This window comes from Sulfitobacter sp. W002 (assembly GCF_025142135.1).
GTDB classification, from domain to species: domain Bacteria; phylum Pseudomonadota; class Alphaproteobacteria; order Rhodobacterales; family Rhodobacteraceae; genus Sulfitobacter; species Sulfitobacter profundi.
Window position 1 is genome coordinate 42,267 of record NZ_CP081126.1, and the last position, 23,746, is coordinate 66,012.

The following is a 23,746-nucleotide window of genomic DNA, read 5'->3' on the forward strand; positions in this document are numbered from 1 at the left end:
GAAAGGGGATATAGGCCGGAAAGCCTGAAACTGCAACCCCTCTCAGCCGAACCACCACCGCTCGGGCGCGCGCAGGTTGTCCATCGGCGCTTGGCGTCCGGGGTTCGGCGGTTGGCGCAGATCGTCCGACAGGGCGCTGACCCCGCCGGCGCTATCAGCCTGAAGTGTCACATCACCCCGCTCGCGATAGCGGGGCCGCGCGGGTAAATCCGCTGCATCCACAAGCCCTTCGCTCAGTGCTTGCGCCCGCACCTCCCGCGCGGGGATCGAGACAAGCTCGACCGTATCGAACCAACCGGCAGTGCCGTCCTTGTAATGGCTCTCCACCCGCTCGGCCAAAACCTGACGCCCGGCGGAAAAGCGCCGCAGACTGTAAAGCCCGGTGCCGATCCCGGCCTCGGGGGCGTGGGCGGGGCGGATCACATAGCGCGATTGCGCCAGCAGCAGCGGCAGGTCAGGATTCGCCGTGGCCAATGTGACCTGCACCTTCAGGTCGTCTTGCACCGCGACCTCAGCCTCGGTCAGGACGGATTGCAGACTGGCCACAACATCGCGGGCGGTCAGCGGGCTGCCGTCGTGAAAGCGCACATCGGAGCGCAGATCGAATTGCCACTGCCGCGCGCCGTCGCTGGCTTGCCAGCCAGTCGCCAATTCACCCTTGAGGATGCCATTGCCGGTGACTTCGGTCAGCGTGTCAAAAATCAGCCCCTGCCGCGCGACCTGCATGAACAGCCCGTCGCCTTTGACCCAAGTGTCGTCACGCGTGGCACCCGAAAGCGCCAGCCGCAGTCGGCCCCCGCGCCGGGGTGGCTCTCCGGCGCTGGCACCTGTCGCGGCCAGCAGGGCCGCAGCCGCACCGGTGGTGAAAAGCGCCCGGCGATCCAGCAGAGAGTTGCGCCCGCGCGTCACTGGCCAATCCTATCCATGGTCCGCACCAATTCGGCACTGATCCCCGGCTCCGAGAGCGCATGCCCCGCGTTGCGGATCATCCGCAGATCGGCTTTCGGCCAGCGTTCGGCCAGCGCGTAGGCGCCCGCAGGCGGGCAGATCATGTCGTAACGCCCCTGCACGATCACCCCCGGAATATGCGCGATGCGGCCCATATGTTCGAGGATCTGACCGTCGAACTCCAGAAAGCCGTTATTGGTGAAATAATGGTTCTCCAACCGCGAAAACGCCCGCGCATAGGCCGATGGCCCGCCATGCGAAACGCCATCGGAATGCACCGAGGCCAACGCATTCTCCCAAGCCGCCCATGCGCGGCCATAGTCCTGCTCGACCCTCAGATCACCGGAAAATAGCCGCCGGTGATAGGCCGCAATCAGATCGTCACGCTCATCTTCGGGGATCAGATCGACGAACCGCGCCCAAAGTTCGGGCCAGAACCGCCCGGCCCCGCCGCCGTAGAACCAATCAAGCTCGGCCTGCGTCATCAGGAACACGCCGCGCAGGATCAGATGGCGCACGGCCTCTGGATGCGCTTGGGCATAGATCAGCGCTAGCGTGGCCCCCCAAGAGCCGCCAAAAACCATCCATTTGTCGATGCCGAGTGTGCTGCGAATCAGCTCAATATCCGCGACCAAATGCCATGTCGTGTTGTCCGTGACGGACGCATGCGGGGTGGACCGCCCGCAGCCGCGCTGATCGAACAGCACCACGCGGTAAATCTTTGGGTCGAAATAACGCCGCATCGCCGGGCTACAGCCGCCGCCGGGGCCGCCATGGAGCACGACAACGGGGATACCATCGGGGTTGCCGCATTGTTCGACATAGACCTGATGCCCCTGCCCCACAGACAACATCCGCTGGTCGAAAGGCTCAACCGGCGGATAAAGATGCGCTGCGTCGCGTTTTTGGTCGGGATACTTGTCCATTGCCGCCCTATATAGTCATTGAACCCAAAAGAGCACAGGGAGATCAGAATGCAAGTGGATCAATCAACCATCGACCCCGCCGAGATCGCCAAATTCGAAGCGATGGCCGCCGAATGGTGGGATCTGAACGGCAAGTTCAAGCCGCTGCATATGCTGAACCCCTGCCGGTTGGATTATATCACCAGCCAAATCGCCGGGGAGTTTGACCGTGATCTGACTGCCGAGGCGCCGTTTAAGGGTCTGCGCATTCTCGACATCGGGTGCGGCGGTGGATTGCTGTCGGAACCGATGGCGCGGCTGGGGGCCGAGGTGGTCGGCGCGGATGCGGCGGCGGGCAACATCCCCGTCGCGCAAATCCACGCGCAGCAGTCGGGGCTGGAGATTGATTACCGCCACACCACCGCCGAAGCGATGGCCGAGGCGGGTGAGAAATTCGATGTCGTGCTGAATATGGAGGTCGTCGAACACGTCGCCTCCCCCATCGACTACCTGATCGCCTGCCGCCGCCTGCTGAAACCGGGCGGGCTGCACATCTGTTCGACTCTGAACCGCAATCCGAAGTCCTTCATGATGGCAATTGTGGGCGCAGAGCATGTGATGCGCTGGCTGCCCAAGGGCACCCATGATTGGAACAAGTTCATCACCCCGGATGAGCTTTTTGACCTGCTGAACCGCGCCGGATTGGAGCCTGTGGACCGCAAGGGTTTCGTCTTTAACCCCGTCGCATGGTCTTGGCGTCTGTCTGATCGGGATCTGAGCGTGAACTACGTGACCGCAAGCCTTAATCCGGGCCTTAATCCGGGCCTCAACCCTGGCTCAACTGACGCCTGAGCGCGCGCAGGATCGGCAGCGTGGCGCGGACCTGCTCTTCGCCCAGATCATCCACCACGTTGGAAATCATCGGCGTGATCGCGTTCACCGCTGCATCCCGTGCTTGTCGCCCGGCAGGGCTGATCGCGACCATCTTGCGCCGCGCATCATCCCAATCGGGGCGGATATGGACGTAGCCGGCCCATTCCAGCTTGCTCAGCGTGTTGGTCATCGCCCCGCGCGTGACGTTGAATGTCTCGGCCAATTGCGCGGGCGAGCGTTCGCCGCCGTGCCACGACAGAGAGTTCAGCACCGAAAAATGCGAGATCTCCATCCCGCGCGGCAGAACCCGCGTGAGGCGGCTGCGCACCTGTTGATCGGCGGCCAGCAATTCACCGAACAGCATGATCGCAAGTGTGTTTTTATCGTCGGTCATCTTAGGTCCGGTCAGGGCGCGGCAAAGGGGCGGCGGTTGGCAAGGCTGGGCACTTTGGCGCGGGCCTTGTCACATTCTTCCATGTCCATGTCACAAAAGTAAACGCCGGGGGCCGTCCCGGCATCCAACACCACCTCCCCCCAAGGGGCCACGACCAGCGAATGCCCATAGGTATCGCGGGTTTTGTGTTCGGCACTGGCGTGCGTGCCGGTCTGCGCCGGGGCCAACACATAGCAGCCATTCTCAATCGCTCGCGCCCGCAACAGGCTGTGCCAATGCGCGGCGCCTGTGACTGGAGAGAAGGCCGCAGGCATCGTGAGGATACGCGCCCCCGCCTCTGCAAGCGCTTGATAAAGCGACGGAAAGCGCATGTCATAGCAAACCGACATGCCGATTTTACCAAATGGCGTCTCGGCCACTACAGCCTTGTCGCCGGGGCGATAGCCTGCGGATTCTCGGTAGGTCTCGGTCGCGCTGATATCCACGTCGAACATATGGATCTTGTCGTAGTGGGCCACGATCTCTCCCTGCGGAGAGATCAGCAAAGATCGGTTGGCAAAGCGCCCGTCGCCGCCCCGCGTCTTGAGCGCGAGTGAGCCGATCAGCAGCCAAATGCCCGCCTTCGCCGCCTCTTCGCGCAGGGCGGCGAGGGTGGCATCGTCTTCCTCATAGGCGAGCACCGCCTGCTGATGGGTCCGGCTGGTGCTGACGCAATTCGTCACCTCGGGGGTCAGCACAAATGCTGCCCCGCCCGCCACCGCCTCGCGCAATAAGGCGCGGGTTTCGATCAGATTGGCGGCCGGATCGTCCGAGACGTTGAGTTGCAGCAGCGCGATTTTCATCTGTCTTGCAGCAGCGCGTCGAGCTTGCCCGCACGGTCCAGCGCATAAAGCTCATCACAGCCGCCCACATGCACGTCCCCGATAAAGATCTGCGGCACGGTACGGGCCCCGCCTGCACGCTGAATCATCTCTTGCTTGCGCTCTGGCTCTGACAGCACATCGACCTCATCAAAGGCCGCGCCCTTCTGGGTCAGCAGGCGTTTGGCGGAATGACAAAAACCGCAGAGCGGCGACGTATAGATTTCGACAGGTTGCATAGGATCACCCTTTGAACAGTTAACGTTGCACAGTGATCTAGGTCTCTTTGGCCACGCGCGCCAGTGCCAGCACGAAAACGGGGCCGGAACCGGCGGCAAGACATGCCTCTGTGCAGGCGGTCAGTGTCGCGCCAGAGGTGAACACATCGTCTACCAAAATCACCGGTCGCATGATGATACGGTGCCGCCGCCGGGGATGAACTGTGATCGCTTCCTGCAGGACGCTGTACCGTTCCGCCCGCCCCAACCCATCCAGCGACGGCGTGTGCCGGACCCGCCGCAACAGATCGGGACACCAACTGTGGCCGGTTTCAGCCGAGAGTGCTTTGGCCAGCAAGGCGGATTGGTTGTAGCGCCGTTTCAGCAAACGCCGCCAATGCAGCGGCACCGGCGCGATCAGTGCCGTATCAGGTAAGAGGCCCTGCGCCGCCTGCGCCATCCACCGCGCGCCCGGGCGCGCGATCTCTTGGCGGTCACCGTGTTTCAGCGCCAAGACCAGCCTGCGCCCCATATCGCGATAGAGCAGCGCCGTCCGGCCCTGTGCCCAAGGGCGCGGCGTGGCGAGACAGGCATCACAATGCGGTGAAGCCACATCCCCGCCCCCCGGAAGCGGCACCCCGCAAGCATCGCAGACCGTGCCGCCGATAAAGCCCGTGTCGCGCCAACAGGTGCCGCAAAGCCCGAAATCCGCATCGACCAAACCGCCGCAGCCCAAGCAACGCGGCGGGTAGATCAGTGATACTGCTGTTTGAAGTCCCCGTGGCGGCATTCTATGTGTTCCTCATGACAGCACAGCCCACCCTGACCGACCCCAAGGCCCTCGCCCATCGCCGCGCACGCGCGACGGTGCGGGGCATGTTCTTGCAACAGGCAGCCGCCGATGAGGTTCAGGATCGGGTGGGATTGGTTAAAAAAGCGTTTACCGCTCCAGCCATCGTGACCGCTTTCCCGCAGGTCTGGGCGGCCTCCTTCCCCGAGGCCAAGATTACCCCCGAGGCCGAGGTATTGGCGCTGGAACCGCAGGGCCATGATCTGGTGATCCACGCCATGGGGCTGCATTGGGCAAATGATCCCATCGGCCAATTGATCCAATGCCGCCGTGCGCTGCGGCCCGATGGGCTGTTGCACGCCGTGGCGCTTGGCGGGCAGACCCTGCATGAGTTGCGGGCCTGTCTTGGCCAGGCCGAAGCCGAAGTGACCGGCGGCCTGTCGCCGCGCATCGCCCCGATGGGGGAACTGCGCGACCTTGGCGCGCTGTTGCAACGCGCCGGATTGGCGTTGCCGGTGGCCGACAGCCAACCGCTGACCGTGGAATACGAAGACGCTTGGGCTCTGATGCGCGACCTGCGCGAGATGGGTGAGACCAACGCCCTACAAGCCCGCCTGCGCCGCCCCACGGGCCGTGCGGTACTGACCCGCGCGGCAGAGCTTTACGCCACCCATTTCACCGCCGCATCGGGCCGGGTTACCGCGACCTTCGATATGATCTTCCTCGCCGGTTGGGCGCCGGATGAAAGCCAGCAAAAACCCCTGCGCCCGGGATCGGCACAACAACGGCTCGCAGATGCGCTGAATAGTCGCGAAGAGCCTCTCCCCGATTGACCCGACCCTCAGAGCGGCTATCTCTGCGCGGATCATATGTGCGAGGAAACCCCATGCAGGCAGCCCAGCCCGAGACGGCCCGACCCCAACACGGCCCCAACGACCACCCCAAAGTCCCGCGTCCCAAGGTTGGCGTCCTGCTCGCCAACCTCGGCACGCCGGACGGCTATGACTATTGGTCGATGCGCCGCTACCTAAGCGAGTTCCTCTCGGACCGCCGGGTGATCGATTACAGCCCGTGGAAATGGCAGCCGTTGTTGCAGACGGTGATCCTGACCAAACGCCCCTTCACCAGCGGCGCGGCCTATAAATCCATCTGGAACGAGGCTGAGAACGAAAGCCCGCTGGCGACGATCACCAAGTCGCAGACTGCCAAGATCAAGGCGGCGTTGCAGGCGCGTTACGGTGCCGATGTGATGGTCGATTACGCCATGCGCTACGGCAACCCATCGACCCAGTCCAAGGTCGAAGCGATGACCGCAGCAGGGTGCCAGAAGATCCTGTTTTTTCCGCTGTATCCGCAATATGCCGGGGCCACGACCGCAACGGCGAATGACGCTTTCTTTGCTGCGCTGGCGAAAGAGAAATGGCAGCCTGCGTCGCGCACCGTTGCCCCCTATTTCGACCGCCCCGACTATATCGAAGCGCTGGCTCAGTCGGTCGAGCGTGCCTATGCCGCGAAGGACAAGAAGCCCGACCTGCTAGTCTGCTCCTACCACGGTCTGCCGCAGCGCTATCTGATGGAGGGCGACCCCTATCATTGCCAATGCCAGAAAACGACGCGCCTGCTGAAGGAACGTCTGGGCTGGCAAGACAGCGAGATCATGACGACTTTCCAGTCGCAGTTCGGCCCCGAGGAATGGCTGCAGCCCTACACGGTCGAAGAGGTCGCCCGTCAGGCCAAAGCGGGCAAGAAAAGCATCGCCGTCTGCGCGCCTGCCTTCTCGGCCGACTGCATCGAAACGCTCGAAGAGATCAACGAAGAGATCAAGGAAAGCTTTGAAGAGGCGGGCGGCGAGGATTTCACCTATATCCCCTGCCTGAACGATGATGCCGCGCATATTGAGGCACTGACCACGATCATCAGTGAAAATCTGGCTGGCTGGGTTTAAGCTGGTCCGGGGGTCGCTGCGGCGGCCCCTGTTTCAAAGCCATACGCAGAATACAAAAAAGGCGGTGCACTGCACCGCCTTTTCCGTTTGATCGTCAGTTCCGATTAGTCGGAAGCAACAGCTGCGGCAACCAGCGCCAACAGGATCAGGGGAACCAGGATGCCCGAGGACGAACCTGTTGTTTCTTCCACGATGACCGGTGCTTCGACGATCGGCTCGGCCAGCGAACCAGCAAAAGCAGTCGATGCAGCAGCGGACAGAGCAGCGGCGAGAACGAGTTTCTTCATAACATAACCTCCAGAATAGGCGTGCTGTATCATATACATACACGCACCCAAGACTTACCTCGTAATCTCGTTCTAAACAGTATCGGCAAAAGTTTGCAAACCCGGAATCAGCTATTGCATCAAGGAATCAGGGGGATGTCGTCAAATAAGCAACACCTGCGTGCCAACCTTTGTCATGGCAAAAAGTTCGGCGATATGTTCGTTATAGAGCCCAATGCAACCATTGGAAGACTTGCGGCCAATTTTTCTTGTGTCGTGGGTTCCGTGGATACGGTAATATGTCCAGCTGAGGTACAGCGCATGGGTGCCCAGCGGGTTATCCGGGCCAGGCCCGACATAGGGCGGCCACTCGGGATTGCGCTTGAGCATGGAAGGCGTGGGACGCCAGCTTGGCCCCTCGACCTTTTTGATGACACGGGTGCGACCCCGGCGCGTAAGGTCTTCGGTCAGCGGCACCGATGAGGGGTAGAGTTTGTAAACGCTCTGGTCCTCGGACCAGTAATGCACCGCCCGGCTGTCGATATCGACCAGCACCGCGCCGTTGCGCGTGTTGCTGAAATAGGGGCGCCAATCCAACATCCGGAAGCTCGAGACATTGCGCTGGACCGATTCAGTCAGATCGCGCTCAGTCTCGGTCGTCGCGGAGGAGTTGAAAGAAGAGGTGCTTTGCGCCAGCGCCGGTGTGGCAAGCATCGCGGCGCTGCCAGCCAGAAAGCCACGGCGGCTCTTAATCGAAAAACGGTGAGCGGACATGGAGCGTCTCCAAACTGAAATTATGCTAATTAACGCCATATATATGGCTCGAAAGACGCAGTTTCAATTGAAACCGGCCCCATACGGCAGAGTCACGCCGATGTGCGTTTGAACTGCAACGCGCCCCGATGTAAGGCAGAAAAAATCTCATTGCGTGGAGCGCTCATATGATCCGTATCCTGTCCATCCTGCTGGCGCTGACGGTTGCGCTGTCTGCCTGTGCCCCGTCCAGCACCACTGGCGGCAAAGCCAGCGGTTCCTACCGCATCAGCCGTTCCGACGCGGGTACCATCCAATTCCGCATGCTCGACTCGGTGAATGCGCTGCGCAGCTCGGCTGGGGTCACACCTTTGGCGCTGGATGCCAAACTGAACGCCGCCGCCGCGACCCACTCGCGCGATATGTCGGTGCAAAACCGTCCATGGCACTTCGGCTCTGACGGGTCGTCGCCAATCGACCGTATCCAGCGCGTTGGCTATACCGGCGGTCTGGTCGGCGAAGTCATCTCGGAAACCTATGAGACCGAGCTTGAGACCCTCGCCGCCTGGATGGAGCAGCCAGACACCCGCCGCATCTTGATGGCCCCCGATGGCCGCCAGATGGGTTTCTCTTGGTATCAGGAAAACGGTGGCAAGATCTGGTGGACGCTGGTCGTCGGCAACTGATCTTTCGCTGAACAAGCGGTTTATCCGGCCCCTGCGGGGGCCGGTTTCGTTTTTACCGACCCGGTGATCAGGGTGTGATCAGGATCGGCGTGCCATCGCGCACCATCGCATAGACATCTTCGATCTCTTTGTTGGTGACCGCGATACAGCCCCAAGTCCAATCGTTCTTTTCTTTCTGTCGCGGGTCTTTTTGCCCGTGAATAAAGATATCGCCGCCGGGGCTTTTGCCCATGGCGCGGGCGGTTTCGATATCCCGTGCGTTGGGGTAATCGATCCCGACGGAAAGATGGAACCGGCTGTTCGGATTGCGACGGTCGATTCGGTAGAGCCCTTCGGGCGTGCGCCCGTCCCCCTCAAAGGTCTTGTGACCCACAGGAGCGAAGCCCAGCTTGATCGGATAGTCCTCCAACACGCGGTTATGATGCAACAGCATCATGCGGCGTTGGCTTTTGTTCACAACCACATAGGTCACTTCGGGACCGTTGTATCGTTTGAATTTACTGCTGCTGCACGCACCAAGCGCCACCATAGCGGTGCCGCCAAGTATCATTGTCCTGCGCTTCATCACTGTGCCCTCAAAGCCCCGGCCATTCCGGCCCTTTTTACCTGAGCTACCACAATGAGGGATTAATTTCATTCAAAAAGAGGTGATGAGCCGAGCCAAATGCAGCCCTTTTGCCTAACCTTCCGGCAGTGTCAGGCAGGCGGCAAGCTCCACATGCGACGACCAGCGAAACTGGTCCACGACCTGCACCCAGTCCAGCCGATACCCTGCCGCCACCATATTTTGCACATCACGGGCAAAGCTGACCGGGTTGCAAGAAACATAGGCCACGCGCGGCACCCCGGCGCGGATGATCTCGGCCACCTGCGCCTCGGCCCCGGCGCGGGGCGGGTCCAGTACGACGGCGTCGATCTTGGCCAACTCATCCGGCAAGAGCGGACGGCGGAACAGATCGCGGGTCTCAACGGTGAGCGGTTTGGCCCCCTTGGCCCGACGCCAGCCGCCCTCAAGCGCGGCGATCATCTCGGCATCGCCCTCAACCGCATGAACCCGCGCCTTTTGCGCCAGTGGCAAAGCGAAGGTGCCGCAGCCTGCGAACAGGTCCGCCACGGTCTCGGCCTCCCCCACGGCATCCAAGACGGCGGCGCGCAGGGCCGCTTCGCCATGGCGGGTGGCTTGCAAAAACGCGCCCGGCGGGGGCGTGACCGCTGCGCTGCCAAAGCGCTGCGCGGGCGGCGCGCGCATCGCGATCACCTCGCCATCCCACGTTAGCCGTGCCAGCGCCAAAGCCTCACAGGTCTGCGCCAACTGCTGTCTCAGCGGCCCGTCGAGCGGTTTGCCATTGGCAACCGACACGTCCAGCCCCTCTTCCGACAGCGTCACGGTCACGGCCAATTCAGCCTTGCGGCTGGTGCCGATCAGCGCCAGTTCCTCTGCAACCTTCAACCCCGGCAAAAGCGCGGGATCGACCAGCTGACAGCCCGGCACCTCGATCAACACGTCAGAAGCGCGGCCATGGAACCCAGCCATGGCGCCCTTTTTCGTGCGGCGCGCAGCATAGGTGGCCCGGCGGCGCGATTGCGCAGGCGAGGTTTGGATGGGGCGAAATTCTGTCTCTAACCCATGCGCCGACAGCGCATTGCGGACCACATCAACCTTCCACGCAGCCACGAAATCATCTGCGGCATGCTGCAACTGGCAGCCCCCGCAGGATTTGAAATGGCGGCACGGCGGCGCGACCCGCTGTTCGGACGGCGTAACGATCCGCACGTCGCGCAGCTGTTGGCCCTCGACCTCACCGCTGACGGTTTCCCCCGGCAGGGTCATCGGAGCAAAGATCGGACCTTCGGCGATGCCGTCGCCGTGGTGGCCAAGGCGCAAGATGTGATGTTCTGTCATAGCCTGCCCATAGCGCGGCAAAGGCCACAGCGAAAGCCTATTCCGCTGCCTTCACATCCAGAAACCCGCCCGACTGACGGTGCCAATAGCGTGCATAAAGCCCGTCTTGGGCAAGCAGATCAGCATGGCTGCCGATCTCTGCGATGCGGCCTGCGTCCAACACCATGATGCGGTCCATCTCTGTCAGGGTCGACAGACGGTGCGCGATGGCAAGCACGGTTTTGCCCTCCATCACACGGTCCAGGGTCTGCTGGATGGCGGCCTCCACTTCGCTATCCAGCGCGCTGGTCGCCTCGTCCAGCACCAGTATGGGCGCGTCTTTTAAAATGGCGCGGGCCAAGGCGATGCGCTGACGCTGCCCGCCGGAAAGCTTCACCCCACGCTCCCCCAGATGCGCGTCATAACCGCGGCGGCCTTTGTGATCCTCAAGGTCTTGAATGAAGTCATGCGCCTCGGCACGCTGCGCCGCCGCGAGGACCTCGGCTTCTGTCGCGTCGGGCCGCCCATAAAGGATGTTGTCCCGCGCCGAGCGGTTGAACATCGCAGTCTCCTGCGTGACCATCCCGATGTTGCGACGCAGGCTCTCTTGAGTAACCGTCGAGCTATCCACCCCGTCGATCAAAATCTTGCCCTGCTCCGGTTCATATAGCCGCAAAAGCAGCGCCACGAGGGTCGATTTCCCCGCGCCCGAAGCGCCGACGATCCCCAGTTTCTCTCCCGGTTTGATGGTCAATGAAATCCGGTCGATCCCGCCGGTCTGGCGGCCATAGGCAAAGCCGAGGTCGCGCAGTTCGATCTGCCCGGCCTTCACCATCAACGCCTGCGCATCAGGCCCGTCGTCCAACCGCACGCGCGGCGTCAGGGTGCGCATCCCATCTTCGACCTCACCAATGTTGGAATAGATCGCCATCAGCGTGAAAGACACCCAGCCGGTCATCTGCGCGATACGGATCGCGATGGCACCGGAAGCCACAATATCCCCCTCGCTCGCCATGCCGCGCTGCCACAGCAGGATCGTCCCACCAAGCAAAAGCACCGGCAGAAGCCCGGCAAGGCTCATCAATGCCAAGCGGAACCCGGCGGCGAGATAGCCAAACTCCAGCGCCCGGGCACGAAAGCTTTGCATCGCGGAAAGCGCTGCGCGGTCCTCGTGATCGGCATGGGCAAAGAGTTTCACCGTCTTGATATTGGTGATCGTATCCACCACCTGCCCCGACACCATCGCCCGCGCCCCGGCACGGCCCGCGGCCCGCTTGCGCACGCGCGGCAAGAACCAGTTGATCAGCGCCAGATACATCACCAGCCAGACCGAAAATCCAAGTGCCACGCGCCAGTCAATCGCCAAGAGCAGCGCAACCGACCCGACGAGAGAGGCCAGCGCAAAAGCCACCACGTTGATCACCTCAGCCGCCACTTCTGTCACCGCCCGCGCGGCCTGCATCTGCTTTTGCGCGATGCGTCCGGCAAAATCATCATCAAAGAAGTTGACGTTTTGCCCCAGCGTCCAACGGTGCAGACGCGACAGCACCAGCGGGTTCACATTGGGCTGCACCATGATCGCGTTCGAGGCCGAGGACAGGCCGAACAGCACGGGCCGTGCCACAAGAAAGAACGCGACTGCGCCCAGCACCAGCACCAGACTGCTGCCTTCGAAGAACCGCTCTGGCCCCGCGCTGACCGTAGCGTCGATGACCTTGCCCAATATCCACGCCGTGCCCGCCTCCATCGCGCCAGCGGCGGCGGAAAGGAGCGCGGCAAGCCAAAGCACCGGCCAAGCGCCCGACAGGCACCAGCGCATGAAAGCCCCCAGCGTTTGCGGCGGCGGGCCATCGGCGGGGTGAAACGGGTTGATCCAGTTCGAAATGCTCACGTCTTGTCATCCAATGCGAGAAAACCGCCCGACTGACGGTGCCAGAAGGCTGCATATAGGCCAGCTTTCTGCAAAAGCGCGTCATGGGTGCCTTCTTCGACGATACGTCCCTGATCCAGAACCAGAATTCGGTCCATCTCGGCAATTGTGGACAGCCGGTGTGCGATGGCGATGACGGTCTTGCCAGCCATCATGCCATAGAGCGTTTCTTGAATCACCGCCTCCACCTCACTGTCAAGCGCGCTGGTCGCCTCATCCAGCAACAAGATCGGCGCATCCTTCAGGATCACCCGGGCGAGCGTAATCCTCTGACGCTGCCCGCCGGATAGCTTCACACCCCGTTCACCGACACGGGCATCATAGCCCGCCCGCCCCTCCGGGTCTGTCAGATCAAGGATGAACTCATGCGCCTGCGCCTGTTTCGCAGCCGCGATCATCTCAGCCTCGGTTGCGTCGGGGCGGCCATAAAGGATGTTTTCCCGCACCGAGCGGTGCAGCAGCGATGAATCCTGCTGCACGACACCGATATGCCGCCGCAGACTGTCTTGCCGCACCCGTGCGATGTCCTGCCCGTCGATCCGGATCTGACCCGTTTCGGCATCGTAGAACCGCAGCATCAACTTCACGAGGGTCGATTTCCCCGCGCCAGAGCGGCCAACAAGGCCAATCTTCTCGCCCGGCTGCACGGTGATATCGATATCTTGGATCCCGCCGCTTTCGCGCCCGTAATGATGGCTCAGCCCTGCCATCTCGATCCGGCCTTCGGTCAGCTTCAAGGGCGGCGCATCGCGTCTGTCGGTCAGGGCGAGAGGCTGGGCAATGGTCTCCATCCCTTCGGCCACGACACCCAACTCGCGGAAAAAGCTCGACAGCGCCCACATGATCCAGCTGGTCATTGAGTTGAGCCGCAGCGCCAGCGCGGCGGCAGCGGCCACGACGCCGACGCTCGCTTCGCCCGCCATCCAAAGCACCAGCGCCCAGCCGACGATACCCACGATCAACATGCCGTTGAGAAGGGTCAGCACCACGTCCATGATGCTGAAAATCCGCATCTCGCCCTGAAAAGTACGCCGCGCCTCTTCGATGGCCTCTCCGGCAAAGTCGACCTCTAAATCATGATGCGCGAACATCTTGACCGAGTGGATATTCGTATAGGCATCCACCACGCGCCCCGTCACCTGAGACCGCGCGTCCGATGCCGCCTTAGACGCAGGGCCGACCCGTTTGATCGTCCATGCCACCAAGCCAGCGTAGAGGATAAACCACCCCAAAAGCGGCACTAACAAGCGGATATCAGAGGTGGACAGCAGGATAGCCGCGCCGATCATATAGGCCAGCGAATAAGAGATCGCGTCAAAAACCTGAAAGACCACCTCCCCCGCGGCCGGGGGTGTCTGCATGATCCGGTTGGCGATACGCCCGGCGAAATCATTCTCGAACCAGCCGACGGATTGCCGCAACACATGCCGATGCGCCCGCCAGCGGATCAGGGTGCCAAAGTTCGGCAGGATCGCATTGTTAAGAAGCATAACGTCGACCGCCTGCACCAAGGGCCGCAGGAACAGCACGGCAAGGGCCACGAGGGTCAGTTCGGTGCCGTAGTCCTCCCACATCTGCGCGGGGTCGCTGCCCAACAGGTCAACGATCCGGCCCATATAGTAGATCAGACCAATCTCAATCGCAGCCACAAGGATCGCCATCACCCCGGCGAGGACAAAGACCTTTTTAAACGGCTGCGCATAGTCCCGCAAAAAGGGCCAGAGCCCCTGCGGCGGGTGATCCTTTTCCCGATAGGCAACATAGGGATCAACGAGGTTTTCGAAAAAGCGAAACATGGGGAGACCTTGGAAATAGACGTGCAAAATACGCGGCAATGCCCAATAGCAAAGCCGCAAAGGGGCAATGGTTATGCCAGCTTAGCTAAACCAGATCCCGCGGTACATCTCGCCCATCTCCCTTATAATGCGGTTTGGATAGCCGAATTTCCGCGCGATGTCGACCTAGCTGGACTTTCGCAGCAGCTCCGCACGGGTCTGGGTGAAGCCAGAGTTGATCCAGATTTTCTCCAGCCGGCCAAGCTCTTGCCCTAAGGCCGGGCCCTTGAACGCTGGCATCAGGTCTTTGGCCGTGACCGGAAAACGGGCAGCGGCGGCGTTCGAAATCGTCTCTAACACAATGGTTTCGGGCATCCGTTCTGCCATAACGCCGCGTAGCAATGCAGCGCCACGGGCGATCCCTGCCCCATGACGATAGGCAAGTTCGGCCAGCGGTGGCCCGGCAAAGCCTTGCTCTTGTAGCAACGTCAGGCGCTTGGCCTCTGCCTTGCTCAACCGCAGACGATCCGCCAAGGCTTCCCCGCCCAGCGCGGCCAGCCGAACCAGCCAATCAGGCTCAAGCCCCAACATTTGTTCAAAATGAACCAGTATGGATAGCCAGCGGTCATCACTCCCCGGCAAAAGCACCGGCAAGGCACCGGTTTGCCGCATCAACGCCAAGGCCGGGGCGGGATCCGGCGCGCGGAGCAGCTTTTTGAACTCTTGCCCGACCCGCTCCGCCGAAAGCGTTTCTAACCCATCCAAATTCGACGCGATCGCATCCAGCGCCTCCGGCTCCGGCCCCGCCTCCGGGTCGCCATACCACGCCATGAAGCGAAAATAGCGCAGGGTGCGCAGGTAATCCTCGCGGATACGCTGACCTGCATCCTCGATAAAACGCAGCCGTCGCGCGTGCAGGTCAGGCAGGCCGCCCAACGGGTCAATCACACGGCCCTCGGGCGTGGCATAGAGCGCGTTCATCGTGAAATCACGGCGGCGGGCATCTTCGGCGATATCGGTGGAAAAGGCCACGACAGCCCGGCGGCCATCGGTTTCCACATCGCGGCGAAAGGTGGTGATCTCAAACGGTTTGCCGCCCGACACAAGCGTTACCGTGCCATGGTCGATCCCCGTCGGCACGGCCTTGACCCCGGCGGCCTTGGCCAGCGCCATCACCGTTTCAGGCGTCGCATCGGTGGAGAGGTCCACATCGCTGTCCGGCAGGCCCAGCAGCGCATCGCGCACGCAACCACCGACGAAATAGATACGGTGCCCACCATCCTGCACCACGCGGCAAACCCGCTGTGCGTCTGCGTCATGTAACCAGCGTGTCGTGGTTGGAATCATCGGTTCATACGTGTCGCCCATGCCCGCAACATACGCGCGGTCGCGCCCCAGATGTAATAGGGGCCATAGGGAACAGCGTAATAATACCGCCGCTGGCCACGCCAACGCCGGGAATGCACAAGGTAGTTGCTGGGGTTCAGCACAAGGTCAAGCGGCACGCGAAACACCTCTTCGACCTCGCCGGGCTCCGGCACCACGGTGAAATCGCGCGTCACATAGCCGATCACGGGGGTCACGCTAAAGCCGGTGACCGTCTCATGAGCCGGAAGAACGCCCAAGACATCCACGATGTCGCTCGGCAGGCCGATCTCTTCACGCGCTTCGCGCAGGGCGGCGGCGATGACATCCGCATCGCCGCCGTCTTGTTTACCCCCCGGAAAGGCAATCTGCCCGGGGTGATGTTTCAACGCCGAAGACCGCTTGGTCAGGATCAGTTCCAGCCGCGTTCCGGTATCCACCACCGGGGCGAGCACACCCGCAGGCCGCAGACTGCGCCCCTCGGGCAGGGTGACCTCCGGGTTCAGATCGAAATCGGAGGATTCCACCCCAGTCTGGGCAAGCGCCTCGCGAAAGGATTGGAACCGGTCGCTCACCCTAGGCCTTGGCGTCAAAACCGACCGTGGCCGGATCAAGGTCATAATGCGCGCCGCAGAACTGGCAGTCTGCGGTCACCCGCCCCTCGTCCGTCGTCATCTTTTCGATATCGCGGGCTGAGTAGATCGACAGGCTCTGACGCACGCGGTCTTCGGAACAAGTGCAGCCGAAACGCACCGGCTGAGGGTCATAGACCCGCGGTTGTTCCTCGTGAAACAATCGCAACAGAAGATCGGTCGGCGGTACGCTAGGGCCGATCAGTTCCAGATCCTCAACCGTGCCGAGCAGGATGTTCACGCGGTTCCAATTCTCGGCCTCGTCGCCTTCGACCAAATCATCGGCTTTAAGGACCTCACCCGTCCCTTCGCCCGACGCCGATAGTGGCGAGGCTTTGGGCATATGTTGCAACATGATGCCACCAGCACGCCAATGCTCTGGCTCGCCCGGGCCCGACGATTTGCCAAAGCTCAGCGAAAAGCGGGTCGGCAACTGCTCAGACTGGGCGAAATAGGCTTCCGCACAGGCAGCCAAAGACCCGCCGGCCAGTGGCGTGATGCCCTGATAGGGGGTCATGCCTTTGCCTTGGTCGATCATGATCGCGAAATAGCCTTCGCCGATCTGTTCAAACGGGGCGTCATCGGTCAGCCGATCCGCATCATAGCTGGCATAGGCGCGGATGCGCGCAGGCTCGCCTTCCTTTTCGGGGCCGTAGTAATCGGTCGCGATCATCCGAACGGCACCTTTGGATTGCACCTGTAGCGACAGTTTCCAACGCAGTTTGATCGTCTGACCGATCAATGCGGTCAACAACGCCATCTCGGCCACCAAGGCTTCGACCTGCGGCGGATAGTCGTGCTGCTTCAGGATGCCTTCCAACACGCCGTCAAGCCGCGCCACGCGGCCGCGCATGTCGACATCATCAAGCTGAAAGGGCAGAACGGTATCGTCCCACGCGATTTTAGTTCCTTGGGTCATCGGGTTTCCTTATCGGGGGCCGCTTGGCATACCGCGTCTATATAGGCGCAGCAACCCATGGAAAAAGGGGCAGCAGATGATCCGACGTACAGGCGAAACACCACAGCCCGGCCAAAGCTACACACCGCGGCCCGGGGTCTATGCCATTCTGCCGCTGCAACGCCGTTTTCTGATGACGCTGGAAATGGCGCAAGACACCGAGGTGCAATTGCCCGGCGGCGGTATCGAAGCGGGAGAATCCCCGCTCCAAGCGCTCCACCGCGAGGTGCTAGAGGAAACCGGTTGGCGCATTGCCCGCCCGCGCCGACTAGGCGCATTCCGCCGCTTTACCTATATGAAAGATTACGACCTCTGGGCGCAAAAGATCTGCCATATCTACGTCGCGCATCCCGTGCGCCAGATCGCCGCGCCGACAGAGCCGCATCACGCCACCATGGTGCTATCGGCCAGCGAAGCATTGGCGACCCTCGCAAACGAAGGCGACCGCCTGTTTCTGCAACGCCACCTGCGCTAAACGTTGCCCTGATACTCAAGCAATATCCCTGAAACATCATCGGGGAAATCACGGCTGCCCGCGAATTCGGAAAGCTTCCAGACCAGCGCGCTGAGAAGCGCCGGACCGCTGAACCGGCGCAATTCCCCCAGCATCCGCGCCAAACCGTCTTCGCCCAACATCTCACCGCCCGGATCGGGGCATTCCGTCACCCCATCCGATAGGATCAACAACCTGTCCCCCGGCGCCATCTGAAGCTTATATTCCTCAAACCCCACCCCGGCGAGCAGGCCAACAGGAAAGCCCCCGGTGCCCGGCTGTTCGACCTGCCCATCGCCGCGCAGCAAAGCGGGATGCGGGTGCCCTGCCTGCGCAACTGTGACCTCCCCGGTGGTGAGGTCGGCAATCGCCAGCATCAGCGTAAAATAATGCTCCGTCTCCATCTCATGAAGAACAAGATCGTTAAGCTCTTCTATCACCTCCCCCGGGGGGCGCGCCGCATAGCTGCCCCCGGGCAATAGCGTGAGCGCAAGGTTCTGGTCCGGCGTCGACGCCGACAGATATCCGGCCAGCCGCGCCGTCATCAGGGCCGAGCTGATGCCATGGCCCGACACATCCAAACCGAAAAGCCCCACGACCCCCGGTCGCACAGGGAAATACCCCACCAAATCGCCGCCAACATGCCCGGCAGAGCGCAGCATCATCGACAGATTGCCCCCCTCCATGGCGCGATAGCGTTCGCGAAGCAGCGATTGCTGAAATTTCTTGGCCTCAATCAGATCCTTGTCGATCAGCGCGTGCACCTGCCGAAGAACATCCAATGTTTCGGTGATCAGCTTGTTTTTCTGCGTCAGCTCACGCTGCATGACCAGAAAACGCTCCCCTGCCATGACCCGGGCGCGCAGGTCCGGCGGACCGATTGGCCGGATCAACACATCATCCGCCCCCGCATCAAGGGCGCGGGTCACCACGCCACCTTCAGGCCTGTCGGTGAGCAAAATGAAATAGCCACGACGCTCTTCCGACAGGCTTCGGAAAGTCCGGCAGACGTCGAGCCCCGACAGCCCCGTCATCGCCCAACTGCAGAGCACAATATCAGGCAAGCGGCGCTCGCAAAGGGTCAGAGCCACAGCACCCGACGCGGCAGAGATCACCTCATACCCCCATGCCCTCAGAGACGCTGAGAGAAAACCCCGATGGGTTTCATCCCCCTCAACCACCAAAACCAATGGCGACACAGCAGGCGTCGCCACCGCTTCAGAGAGGCTGGGGATATCCAATTTCATGCGACACGATCCTGACAGGCCTGCTGATCTAAACAGCGATGGCTTACCGAAACGTGAATTCTTCTGTAAATCCGTCGCGCCGGGCGCGCCTACAGCACGAACTGCGCCAAGGTCTCGTCGTTGGTAATATCGGTATAGGTAAAGCCAGATTGCCCCAACTGCTCAAGGAAGGGCTTAAAATTCTCAGGCCGCCGCGTCTCGATCCCAATGAGGACAGAGCCGAAATTCCGCGCCGACTTCTTCAAATACTCAAACCGGCAGATGTCATCCTCCGGACCAAGCAGCATCAGAAACTCCTTCAACGCCCCCGGCCGCTGCGGCATGCGCAGAATGAAATACTTCTTCACGCCCGAATAGCGCTGCGCCCGCTCTTTGACCTCTGGCAAACGCTCGAAATCGAAATTGCCGCCCGAAGCCACACAGACCACCGTCTTGCCGACAATCTGATCGGCCACCTCGCCCAGCGCATCTATCGACAGCGCGCCTGCTGGCTCCAAAACGATGCCTTCGACATTCAACATCTCGTTGATCGTCACGCAAATCCGGTCCTCCGGCAGATGCACCACATCCGCCGGGTTCACCCCGCGCAAACGCTCAAAGGTCCGCGCGCCGATCTTGGCCACCGCAGCGCCATCCACAAAGTTATCGATCGGAGAGACATCCACGGGTGCCCCAGCCTCCAACGCCCGCGCAAGGCTCGGCGCACCTGCGGGTTCAACGAATGTATAGGCGCAGGCATCCCCAAAATAACTGACCACCCCCGAAGACAGCCCGCCGCCGCCTACGGGCAAGATCACCCGATCCGGCACCCGGCCCAATTGCGCGGCAATCTCCACAGCAACAGAAGCCTGCCCCTCAATCACGTCATCATCGTCAAAAGGCGACAAGAAATGCGCGCCCTCGTCCCGGCAAAAACTCTGTGCTGCCGCCAAGGTGGCATCGAAATAATCCCCCACCAGCCGGATCTCGACATTCTCACCCCCGAACATCCGGGTCTTTTGCACCTTCTGCTGCGGCGTGGTCACCGGCATGAAAATCACGCCGCGCACTCCGAAATGGCTGCAGGCAAAAGCCACCCCCTGCGCATGGTTCCCCGCCGAGGCACAGACAAACAACCCCTGCCCCGGGATCACTTTGCGCATCGCATTGAACGCCCCGCGCAGCTTGTAAGAGCGCACCGGGCTTAAATCCTCGCGCTTCAGCCAGATATCCGCGCCAAAGCGGTCCGACAGATGCTCATTGCGGAGCAGCGGTGTCGCCGGGAACAATGCCCGCAGCGCCTCTGCCGCCGCCTGTGCTTTCTGTGCAAAATCATCCGCCATCTGTGCTCTCCTTGCTGCCATTCGTCGATAGGCGCGCAGCCTGCATAGGTCAACGCAGGCTTCAATCTTGCCCGCGCCCACGAAAACCGCTACCTCGCAGGGCGAACTTGAAAGGAACCCCGTCATGTCCGCGCCCAAGAAAGTCGTGCTTGCCTATTCCGGCGGCCTCGATACCTCGATCATCCTGAAATGGCTGCAAACCGAATATGGCTGCGAGGTGGTGACCTTCACCGCCGACCTCGGCCAAGGTGAAGAGCTTGAACCGGCCCGCAAAAAGGCCGAGATGATGGGCATCGCGCCAGAGAACATCTACATCGAAGACGTGCGCGAGGAATTCGTCCGCGACTTCGTCTTCCCGATGTTCCGCGCCAACGCGGTCTACGAGGGTCTGTATCTCTTAGGCACCTCCATCGCCCGCCCACTGATCTCCAAACGCCTCGTGGAAATCGCCGAAGAAACCGGCGCCGACGCGGTCGCCCACGGCGCCACCGGCAAAGGCAACGACCAAGTCCGTTTCGAGCTCGCCGCCTATGCGCTGAACCCCGACATCAAGGTCATCGCCCCATGGCGCGAATGGGACCTGTCGAGCCGCACCAAACTCTTGGAATTCGCCGAAGCGCACCAAATCCCCGTCGCAAAAGACAAACGCGGCGAAGCCCCCTTCTCCGTCGATGCCAATCTGCTGCACACCTCTTCCGAAGGCAAAGTCCTCGAAGACCCCGCAATCGACGCACCCGACTATGTCTATCAGCGCACGGTGAACCCCGAAGACGCGCCGGACACGCCCGAATACGTCGAAATCGGCTTTGAGCGCGGCGATGCCGTCAGCATCAACGGCGAAGCTATGTCCCCCGCCACGATCCTCACCAAACTCAATGAGCTTGGCGGCAAACACGGCTGCGGCCGTCTCGATCTGGTCGAAGGCCGCTTCGTCGGCATGAAATCCCGCGGCATCTACGAAACCCCCGGTGGCACCCTGCTGCTCGAAGCCCACCGCGGCATCGAATCCATCACCCTCGACCGCGGCGCCATGCACCTCAAGGACGAGCTGATGCCGAAATACGCCGAACTGATCTACAACGGCTTCTGGTACAGCCCCGAGCGCACCATGCTGCAAGCCGCCATCGACGCAAGCCAAGCCCATGTCACCGGCACCGTGCGCCTGAAACTCTACAAAGGCCACGTTCGCACCGTTGGCCGCTGGTCCGATCACAGCCTCTATTCCGAAGCGCATGTGACCTTCGAAGACGACGCCGGCGCCTACGACCAAAAAGACGCCGCAGGCTTCATCCAACTCAACGCCCTGCGCCTCAAACTCCTCGCCGCCCGCGACAAACGCACCAAAGGCTGAAACACGGGGGGCCTAATCCCCTTCATTCTTTCTTAAATACCCGCGGGGGTCCGGGGGCAGCGCCCCCGGCGGCTGGCCCCAAACAAAACGCAAAAGGCCCGGACGCTTCCGCCCGGGCCTTTCTACATCTATCAATGCCAAATCAATCGGCGGTAATGACTTTCATCACCAATTCACCGTCTGGCTTGATCGGCCCATCTTCCTTGGCGCCCAGCGTGTATTCGAACACGCCAGTTTTCATGCCGCCATCTTCGGAATGTACCATCAGCATTAGCATATCACCGGAAGCCACGTCCTCTTGCAGGATCGCGACCACGTCGGTGTTCTCACCCGCACGCAGCGGCGCATAGCCCACAACAGGGCCGGGCTTCATGTCGGCATCGGTGCGGTGCACGACCAGCCAGCCATTCTCTCCGGCCATCACTTTATCGGCGCTAACGACGCCATTCGAAACATCTTGGCCCGACGCTTCGACCATTGCCATGGCATGAGCATCAGCCCACGCGCCACCGGCGATCATGGACAGGGCAACTACGGTGCTTGCAAATTTTTTCATCTGGTTTTCCCTCCGTTTGAAATAACGCCGTAGTCACGACAGCGACCCAAAATAAGTTTCGCAGATTTCAGAAATTTTTAAGACGTTCCGCAAATAGCTGCTCATAATAGGGTAAGGCGGCGGCCAGAACCTCTGCATTCGCCCCGTCAAGCATGGGCAAATCCCCCTCGGGTCCGGCAAATCCGGTGCTTTGATGAATCGCCCCATACCAATGCGGGGCCCAAACCCCATCCTCGGGGCGTGGTCCGGCAGGCCAGCGCAGCATCGCAGGGTCGAAAGGCAGATCGATCGCGGCGCAGAGTTTGCGCAGCATCCCCTCCGGGTCCGCACGGATGTCGCCACTGTCGATGACCAGCCCGCCCAAACGCTCAAACAACATAAGCTGCCGGTCAAAGCCAATGTCCGCCAAACGGGGCGCTTCACGTTTCGCGGCGTAGCTGGCGATCACCCGTGCGGGATGCCGGATCAGATGGATGTTCACACAATCCTCCGCCCAGTCCAGCGGAAAACCATCGATCATATGCTGCGCCATATGTTTCATATAAAGGTGCCGCGCACCTTCCTGCACAAACCCTAAGGGCACCCGCGCAGGGTCTTTTTCCTGTGCCGCCAGCACCGCGTCGCGCATCGGATGTTCCAACCCGGTCGCCTTCAGATAGGCCGCGTAGAAAGGCTCATCCATCGCGGTAAAGTCCTGCCGCGCCCCGAAACTATACATCATCGCGGTGCTGAGATTGCGTGGCCCAGACCACATCGCAATTCGCATGAAAGGTTTCCCCCATTGCCGTTGAACCCGGAACGCTAGAAAGAACGCGCCATCTCGCCAAGTGGTAAATTGCCTTCACCAGCGCGTGACTTCCCCTGCCCCGGCCTTGCGCTATCTCAGTCCCAGCGGCAACCCTACGCCAGAGGAGGACCATCATGTTCCGAAAATCAATGTTCAAACCCGCCATTCTGACCCTCGCCATCACCTTGGGCCTCGCGGCGCAGAACCGCCCTGCTGCTGCGGCGCAAACCGAGGTGCTGACCGTCGCAGGCGGCTGTTTCTGGTGCGTCGAGGCGGATTTCGAATCCGTCAAAGGCGTGAAAGAAGCCGTCTCGGGCTTTGCCGGGGGGCGCACCCAGAACCCCACCTACAAACAGGTCACCGGCGGCAACACCGGCCATTATGAGGCCGTGCAAATCCAATTCGACCCAGACGTGGTCAGCCGCAAAACGCTGCTGGATCTCTTTTTCCGCTCAATCGACCCGACGGATGCGGGCGGCCAATTCTGTGACCGAGGGGAAAGCTACCGCACCGCGATCTTTGCGGGCAGCCCCGCACAGAAAAGCGCTGCAGAGGCGGCCAAGGCCGAGGCCCAGAACGCCCTCGGCGCCAAGGTCGTGACCCCAATCCTTGGCGATGCGCCGTTTTATCCGGCTGAGGATTACCACCAAGACTACTACAAAAGCAGCGAGCGGCTGGCCTTCAGCAGTGTCGGCGTGGCGGTCAAAAAATCAGTCGCCTACAAACGCTACCGCAACGGCTGTGGCCGGGATGCCCGTGTGAAACAGCTTTGGGGCAGCGCGGCACCCTTCGTAAAGTAACCGCGACACC

Annotated in this window: 26 protein-coding genes; 7 read left to right on the forward strand and 19 right to left on the reverse strand. The window is 61.4% G+C overall.

Features of this window, described 5'->3' with window-relative positions; genetic code table 11:
* Positions 1 to 42 precede the first annotated feature (42 nt).
* Positions 43 to 909: an ABC transporter substrate-binding protein gene (locus K3758_RS00175; RefSeq protein ID WP_259946725.1), complete on the reverse strand. Its 867-nt coding sequence runs from the start codon at positions 907 to 909 to the stop codon at positions 43 to 45.
* On the reverse strand, positions 906 to 1,874 hold the full coding sequence (gene pip / locus K3758_RS00180; protein ID WP_259946727.1) for a prolyl aminopeptidase: 969 nt from the start codon (positions 1,872 to 1,874) through the stop codon (positions 906 to 908). Before pip ends, K3758_RS00175 begins: the two co-directional genes overlap by 4 nt.
* A gap of 48 nt (positions 1,875 to 1,922) precedes the next feature.
* Here pip and ubiG point away from each other — a divergent pair, with 48 nt between their 5' ends.
* Positions 1,923 to 2,705 (forward strand): bifunctional 2-polyprenyl-6-hydroxyphenol methylase/3-demethylubiquinol 3-O-methyltransferase UbiG, encoded by a 783-nt coding sequence (ubiG, locus tag K3758_RS00185; RefSeq protein ID WP_259946729.1) that lies wholly within the window; start codon positions 1,923 to 1,925, stop codon positions 2,703 to 2,705.
* Here ubiG and K3758_RS00190 read toward each other — a convergent pair.
* Genes K3758_RS00190 through K3758_RS00205 form a run of 4 tightly spaced genes read right to left on the reverse strand, consistent with a single transcriptional unit; the run spans position 2,680 to position 4,988 of the window.
* Positions 2,680 to 3,120 carry a MarR family winged helix-turn-helix transcriptional regulator gene (locus K3758_RS00190; protein WP_067627893.1) on the reverse strand — a complete coding sequence of 147 codons (441 nt, stop codon included), beginning with the start codon at positions 3,118 to 3,120 and terminating at the stop codon, positions 2,680 to 2,682. The genes ubiG and K3758_RS00190 overlap by 26 nt on opposite strands.
* Positions 3,121 to 3,131: 11 nt before the next feature.
* On the reverse strand, positions 3,132 to 3,962 hold the full coding sequence (locus K3758_RS00195; protein ID WP_259946731.1) for a carbon-nitrogen hydrolase family protein: 831 nt from the start codon (positions 3,960 to 3,962) through the stop codon (positions 3,132 to 3,134).
* Positions 3,959 to 4,219, reverse strand: coding sequence for a glutaredoxin 3 (grxC, locus tag K3758_RS00200; protein ID WP_067627897.1), 261 nt, complete (start codon positions 4,217 to 4,219; stop codon positions 3,959 to 3,961). The genes K3758_RS00195 and grxC overlap by 4 nt, the downstream gene beginning before the upstream one ends.
* Before the next feature lie 37 nt (positions 4,220 to 4,256).
* A complete protein-coding gene (locus K3758_RS00205; RefSeq protein WP_259946732.1) occupies positions 4,257 to 4,988 on the reverse strand; it encodes a ComF family protein in 732 nt (243 codons plus the stop codon).
* Positions 4,989 to 5,002: 14 nt separating this feature from the next.
* On the opposite strand from K3758_RS00205, the gene K3758_RS00210 reads away from it, so the two are divergent.
* On the forward strand, positions 5,003 to 5,821 hold the full coding sequence (locus K3758_RS00210; protein ID WP_259946734.1) for an SAM-dependent methyltransferase: 819 nt from the start codon (positions 5,003 to 5,005) through the stop codon (positions 5,819 to 5,821).
* A 53-nt stretch (positions 5,822 to 5,874) separates the two neighbouring features.
* On the forward strand, positions 5,875 to 6,933 hold the full coding sequence (gene hemH / locus K3758_RS00215) for a ferrochelatase (protein ID WP_259946736.1): 1,059 nt from the start codon (positions 5,875 to 5,877) through the stop codon (positions 6,931 to 6,933).
* A gap of 104 nt (positions 6,934 to 7,037) precedes the next feature.
* Here the strand turns inward: hemH and K3758_RS00220 are convergent, their stop codons facing one another.
* Complete coding sequence (locus K3758_RS00220) at positions 7,038 to 7,220, reverse strand: hypothetical protein (RefSeq protein WP_067261136.1); 183 nt, start codon at positions 7,218 to 7,220, stop codon at positions 7,038 to 7,040.
* 141 nt (positions 7,221 to 7,361) lie between these two features.
* Complete coding sequence (locus tag K3758_RS00225) at positions 7,362 to 7,973, reverse strand: L,D-transpeptidase (protein ID WP_067627906.1); 612 nt, start codon at positions 7,971 to 7,973, stop codon at positions 7,362 to 7,364.
* Positions 7,974 to 8,140: 167 nt separating this feature from the next.
* Here K3758_RS00225 and K3758_RS00230 point away from each other — a divergent pair, with 167 nt between their 5' ends.
* Positions 8,141 to 8,638 carry a CAP domain-containing protein gene (locus tag K3758_RS00230; RefSeq protein ID WP_243266167.1) on the forward strand — a complete coding sequence of 166 codons (498 nt, stop codon included), beginning with the start codon at positions 8,141 to 8,143 and terminating at the stop codon, positions 8,636 to 8,638.
* Between the two features lie 67 nt (positions 8,639 to 8,705).
* On the opposite strand, the gene K3758_RS00235 is transcribed toward K3758_RS00230, so the two are convergent.
* The 7 genes from K3758_RS00235 to K3758_RS00265 all read right to left on the reverse strand — a co-directional run bounded on the left by K3758_RS00235 (position 8,706) and on the right by K3758_RS00265 (position 17,141).
* Positions 8,706 to 9,203: a murein L,D-transpeptidase family protein gene (locus K3758_RS00235; RefSeq protein ID WP_259946743.1), complete on the reverse strand. Its 498-nt coding sequence runs from the start codon at positions 9,201 to 9,203 to the stop codon at positions 8,706 to 8,708.
* 114 nt (positions 9,204 to 9,317) lie between these two features.
* A complete protein-coding gene (locus K3758_RS00240) occupies positions 9,318 to 10,541 on the reverse strand; it encodes a class I SAM-dependent RNA methyltransferase (protein WP_259946745.1) in 1,224 nt (407 codons plus the stop codon).
* A 37-nt stretch (positions 10,542 to 10,578) separates the two neighbouring features.
* Positions 10,579 to 12,411 (reverse strand): ABC transporter ATP-binding protein, encoded by a 1,833-nt coding sequence (locus K3758_RS00245; protein WP_259946747.1) that lies wholly within the window; start codon positions 12,409 to 12,411, stop codon positions 10,579 to 10,581.
* The gene (locus K3758_RS00250) at positions 12,408 to 14,246 is read right to left on the reverse strand and encodes an ABC transporter ATP-binding protein (RefSeq protein ID WP_259946749.1); all 1,839 of its coding nucleotides are present in this window, start codon (positions 14,244 to 14,246) and stop codon (positions 12,408 to 12,410) included. The genes K3758_RS00245 and K3758_RS00250 overlap by 4 nt, the downstream gene beginning before the upstream one ends.
* Before the next feature lie 165 nt (positions 14,247 to 14,411).
* Positions 14,412 to 15,593 carry a CCA tRNA nucleotidyltransferase gene (locus K3758_RS00255; protein ID WP_259946751.1) on the reverse strand — a complete coding sequence of 394 codons (1,182 nt, stop codon included), beginning with the start codon at positions 15,591 to 15,593 and terminating at the stop codon, positions 14,412 to 14,414.
* Positions 15,569 to 16,165 (reverse strand): CoA pyrophosphatase, encoded by a 597-nt coding sequence (locus K3758_RS00260; RefSeq protein ID WP_259946753.1) that lies wholly within the window; start codon positions 16,163 to 16,165, stop codon positions 15,569 to 15,571. The genes K3758_RS00255 and K3758_RS00260 overlap by 25 nt, the downstream gene beginning before the upstream one ends.
* Before the next feature lies 1 nt (position 16,166).
* Positions 16,167 to 17,141 (reverse strand): Hsp33 family molecular chaperone HslO, encoded by a 975-nt coding sequence (locus K3758_RS00265; protein WP_067622281.1) that lies wholly within the window; start codon positions 17,139 to 17,141, stop codon positions 16,167 to 16,169.
* Between the two features lie 76 nt (positions 17,142 to 17,217).
* On the opposite strand from K3758_RS00265, the gene K3758_RS00270 reads away from it, so the two are divergent.
* Positions 17,218 to 17,655, forward strand: a complete 438-nt coding sequence (locus K3758_RS00270) for an NUDIX hydrolase (protein WP_259946757.1) — start codon at positions 17,218 to 17,220, stop codon at positions 17,653 to 17,655.
* Here the strand turns inward: K3758_RS00270 and K3758_RS00275 are convergent.
* Both K3758_RS00275 and ilvA read right to left on the reverse strand, forming a co-directional pair.
* Positions 17,652 to 18,920 (reverse strand): PP2C family protein-serine/threonine phosphatase, encoded by a 1,269-nt coding sequence (locus tag K3758_RS00275; RefSeq protein ID WP_259946759.1) that lies wholly within the window; start codon positions 18,918 to 18,920, stop codon positions 17,652 to 17,654. The two genes, K3758_RS00270 and K3758_RS00275, sit on opposite strands and share 4 nt — an antisense overlap.
* 89 nt (positions 18,921 to 19,009) lie before the next feature.
* On the reverse strand, positions 19,010 to 20,242 hold the full coding sequence (gene ilvA / locus K3758_RS00280; protein WP_259946761.1) for a threonine ammonia-lyase IlvA: 1,233 nt from the start codon (positions 20,240 to 20,242) through the stop codon (positions 19,010 to 19,012).
* 124 nt (positions 20,243 to 20,366) lie between these two features.
* Here ilvA and K3758_RS00285 point away from each other — a divergent pair, with 124 nt between their 5' ends.
* Positions 20,367 to 21,593, forward strand: a complete 1,227-nt coding sequence (locus K3758_RS00285) for an argininosuccinate synthase (RefSeq protein ID WP_067622271.1) — start codon at positions 20,367 to 20,369, stop codon at positions 21,591 to 21,593.
* Positions 21,594 to 21,735: 142 nt separating this feature from the next.
* On the opposite strand, the gene K3758_RS00290 is transcribed toward K3758_RS00285, so the two are convergent.
* Both K3758_RS00290 and K3758_RS00295 read right to left on the reverse strand, forming a co-directional pair.
* Complete coding sequence (locus K3758_RS00290; RefSeq protein WP_259946763.1) at positions 21,736 to 22,149, reverse strand: hypothetical protein; 414 nt, start codon at positions 22,147 to 22,149, stop codon at positions 21,736 to 21,738.
* A gap of 67 nt (positions 22,150 to 22,216) precedes the next feature.
* The gene (locus tag K3758_RS00295) at positions 22,217 to 22,915 is read right to left on the reverse strand and encodes a sulfotransferase (RefSeq protein ID WP_259946765.1); all 699 of its coding nucleotides are present in this window, start codon (positions 22,913 to 22,915) and stop codon (positions 22,217 to 22,219) included.
* Positions 22,916 to 23,070: 155 nt separating this feature from the next.
* Between K3758_RS00295 and msrA the strand changes: the two genes are divergently transcribed.
* Positions 23,071 to 23,736, forward strand: coding sequence for a peptide-methionine (S)-S-oxide reductase MsrA (gene msrA / locus K3758_RS00300; protein WP_259946767.1), 666 nt, complete (start codon positions 23,071 to 23,073; stop codon positions 23,734 to 23,736).
* Positions 23,737 to 23,746: the final 10 nt, after the last annotated feature.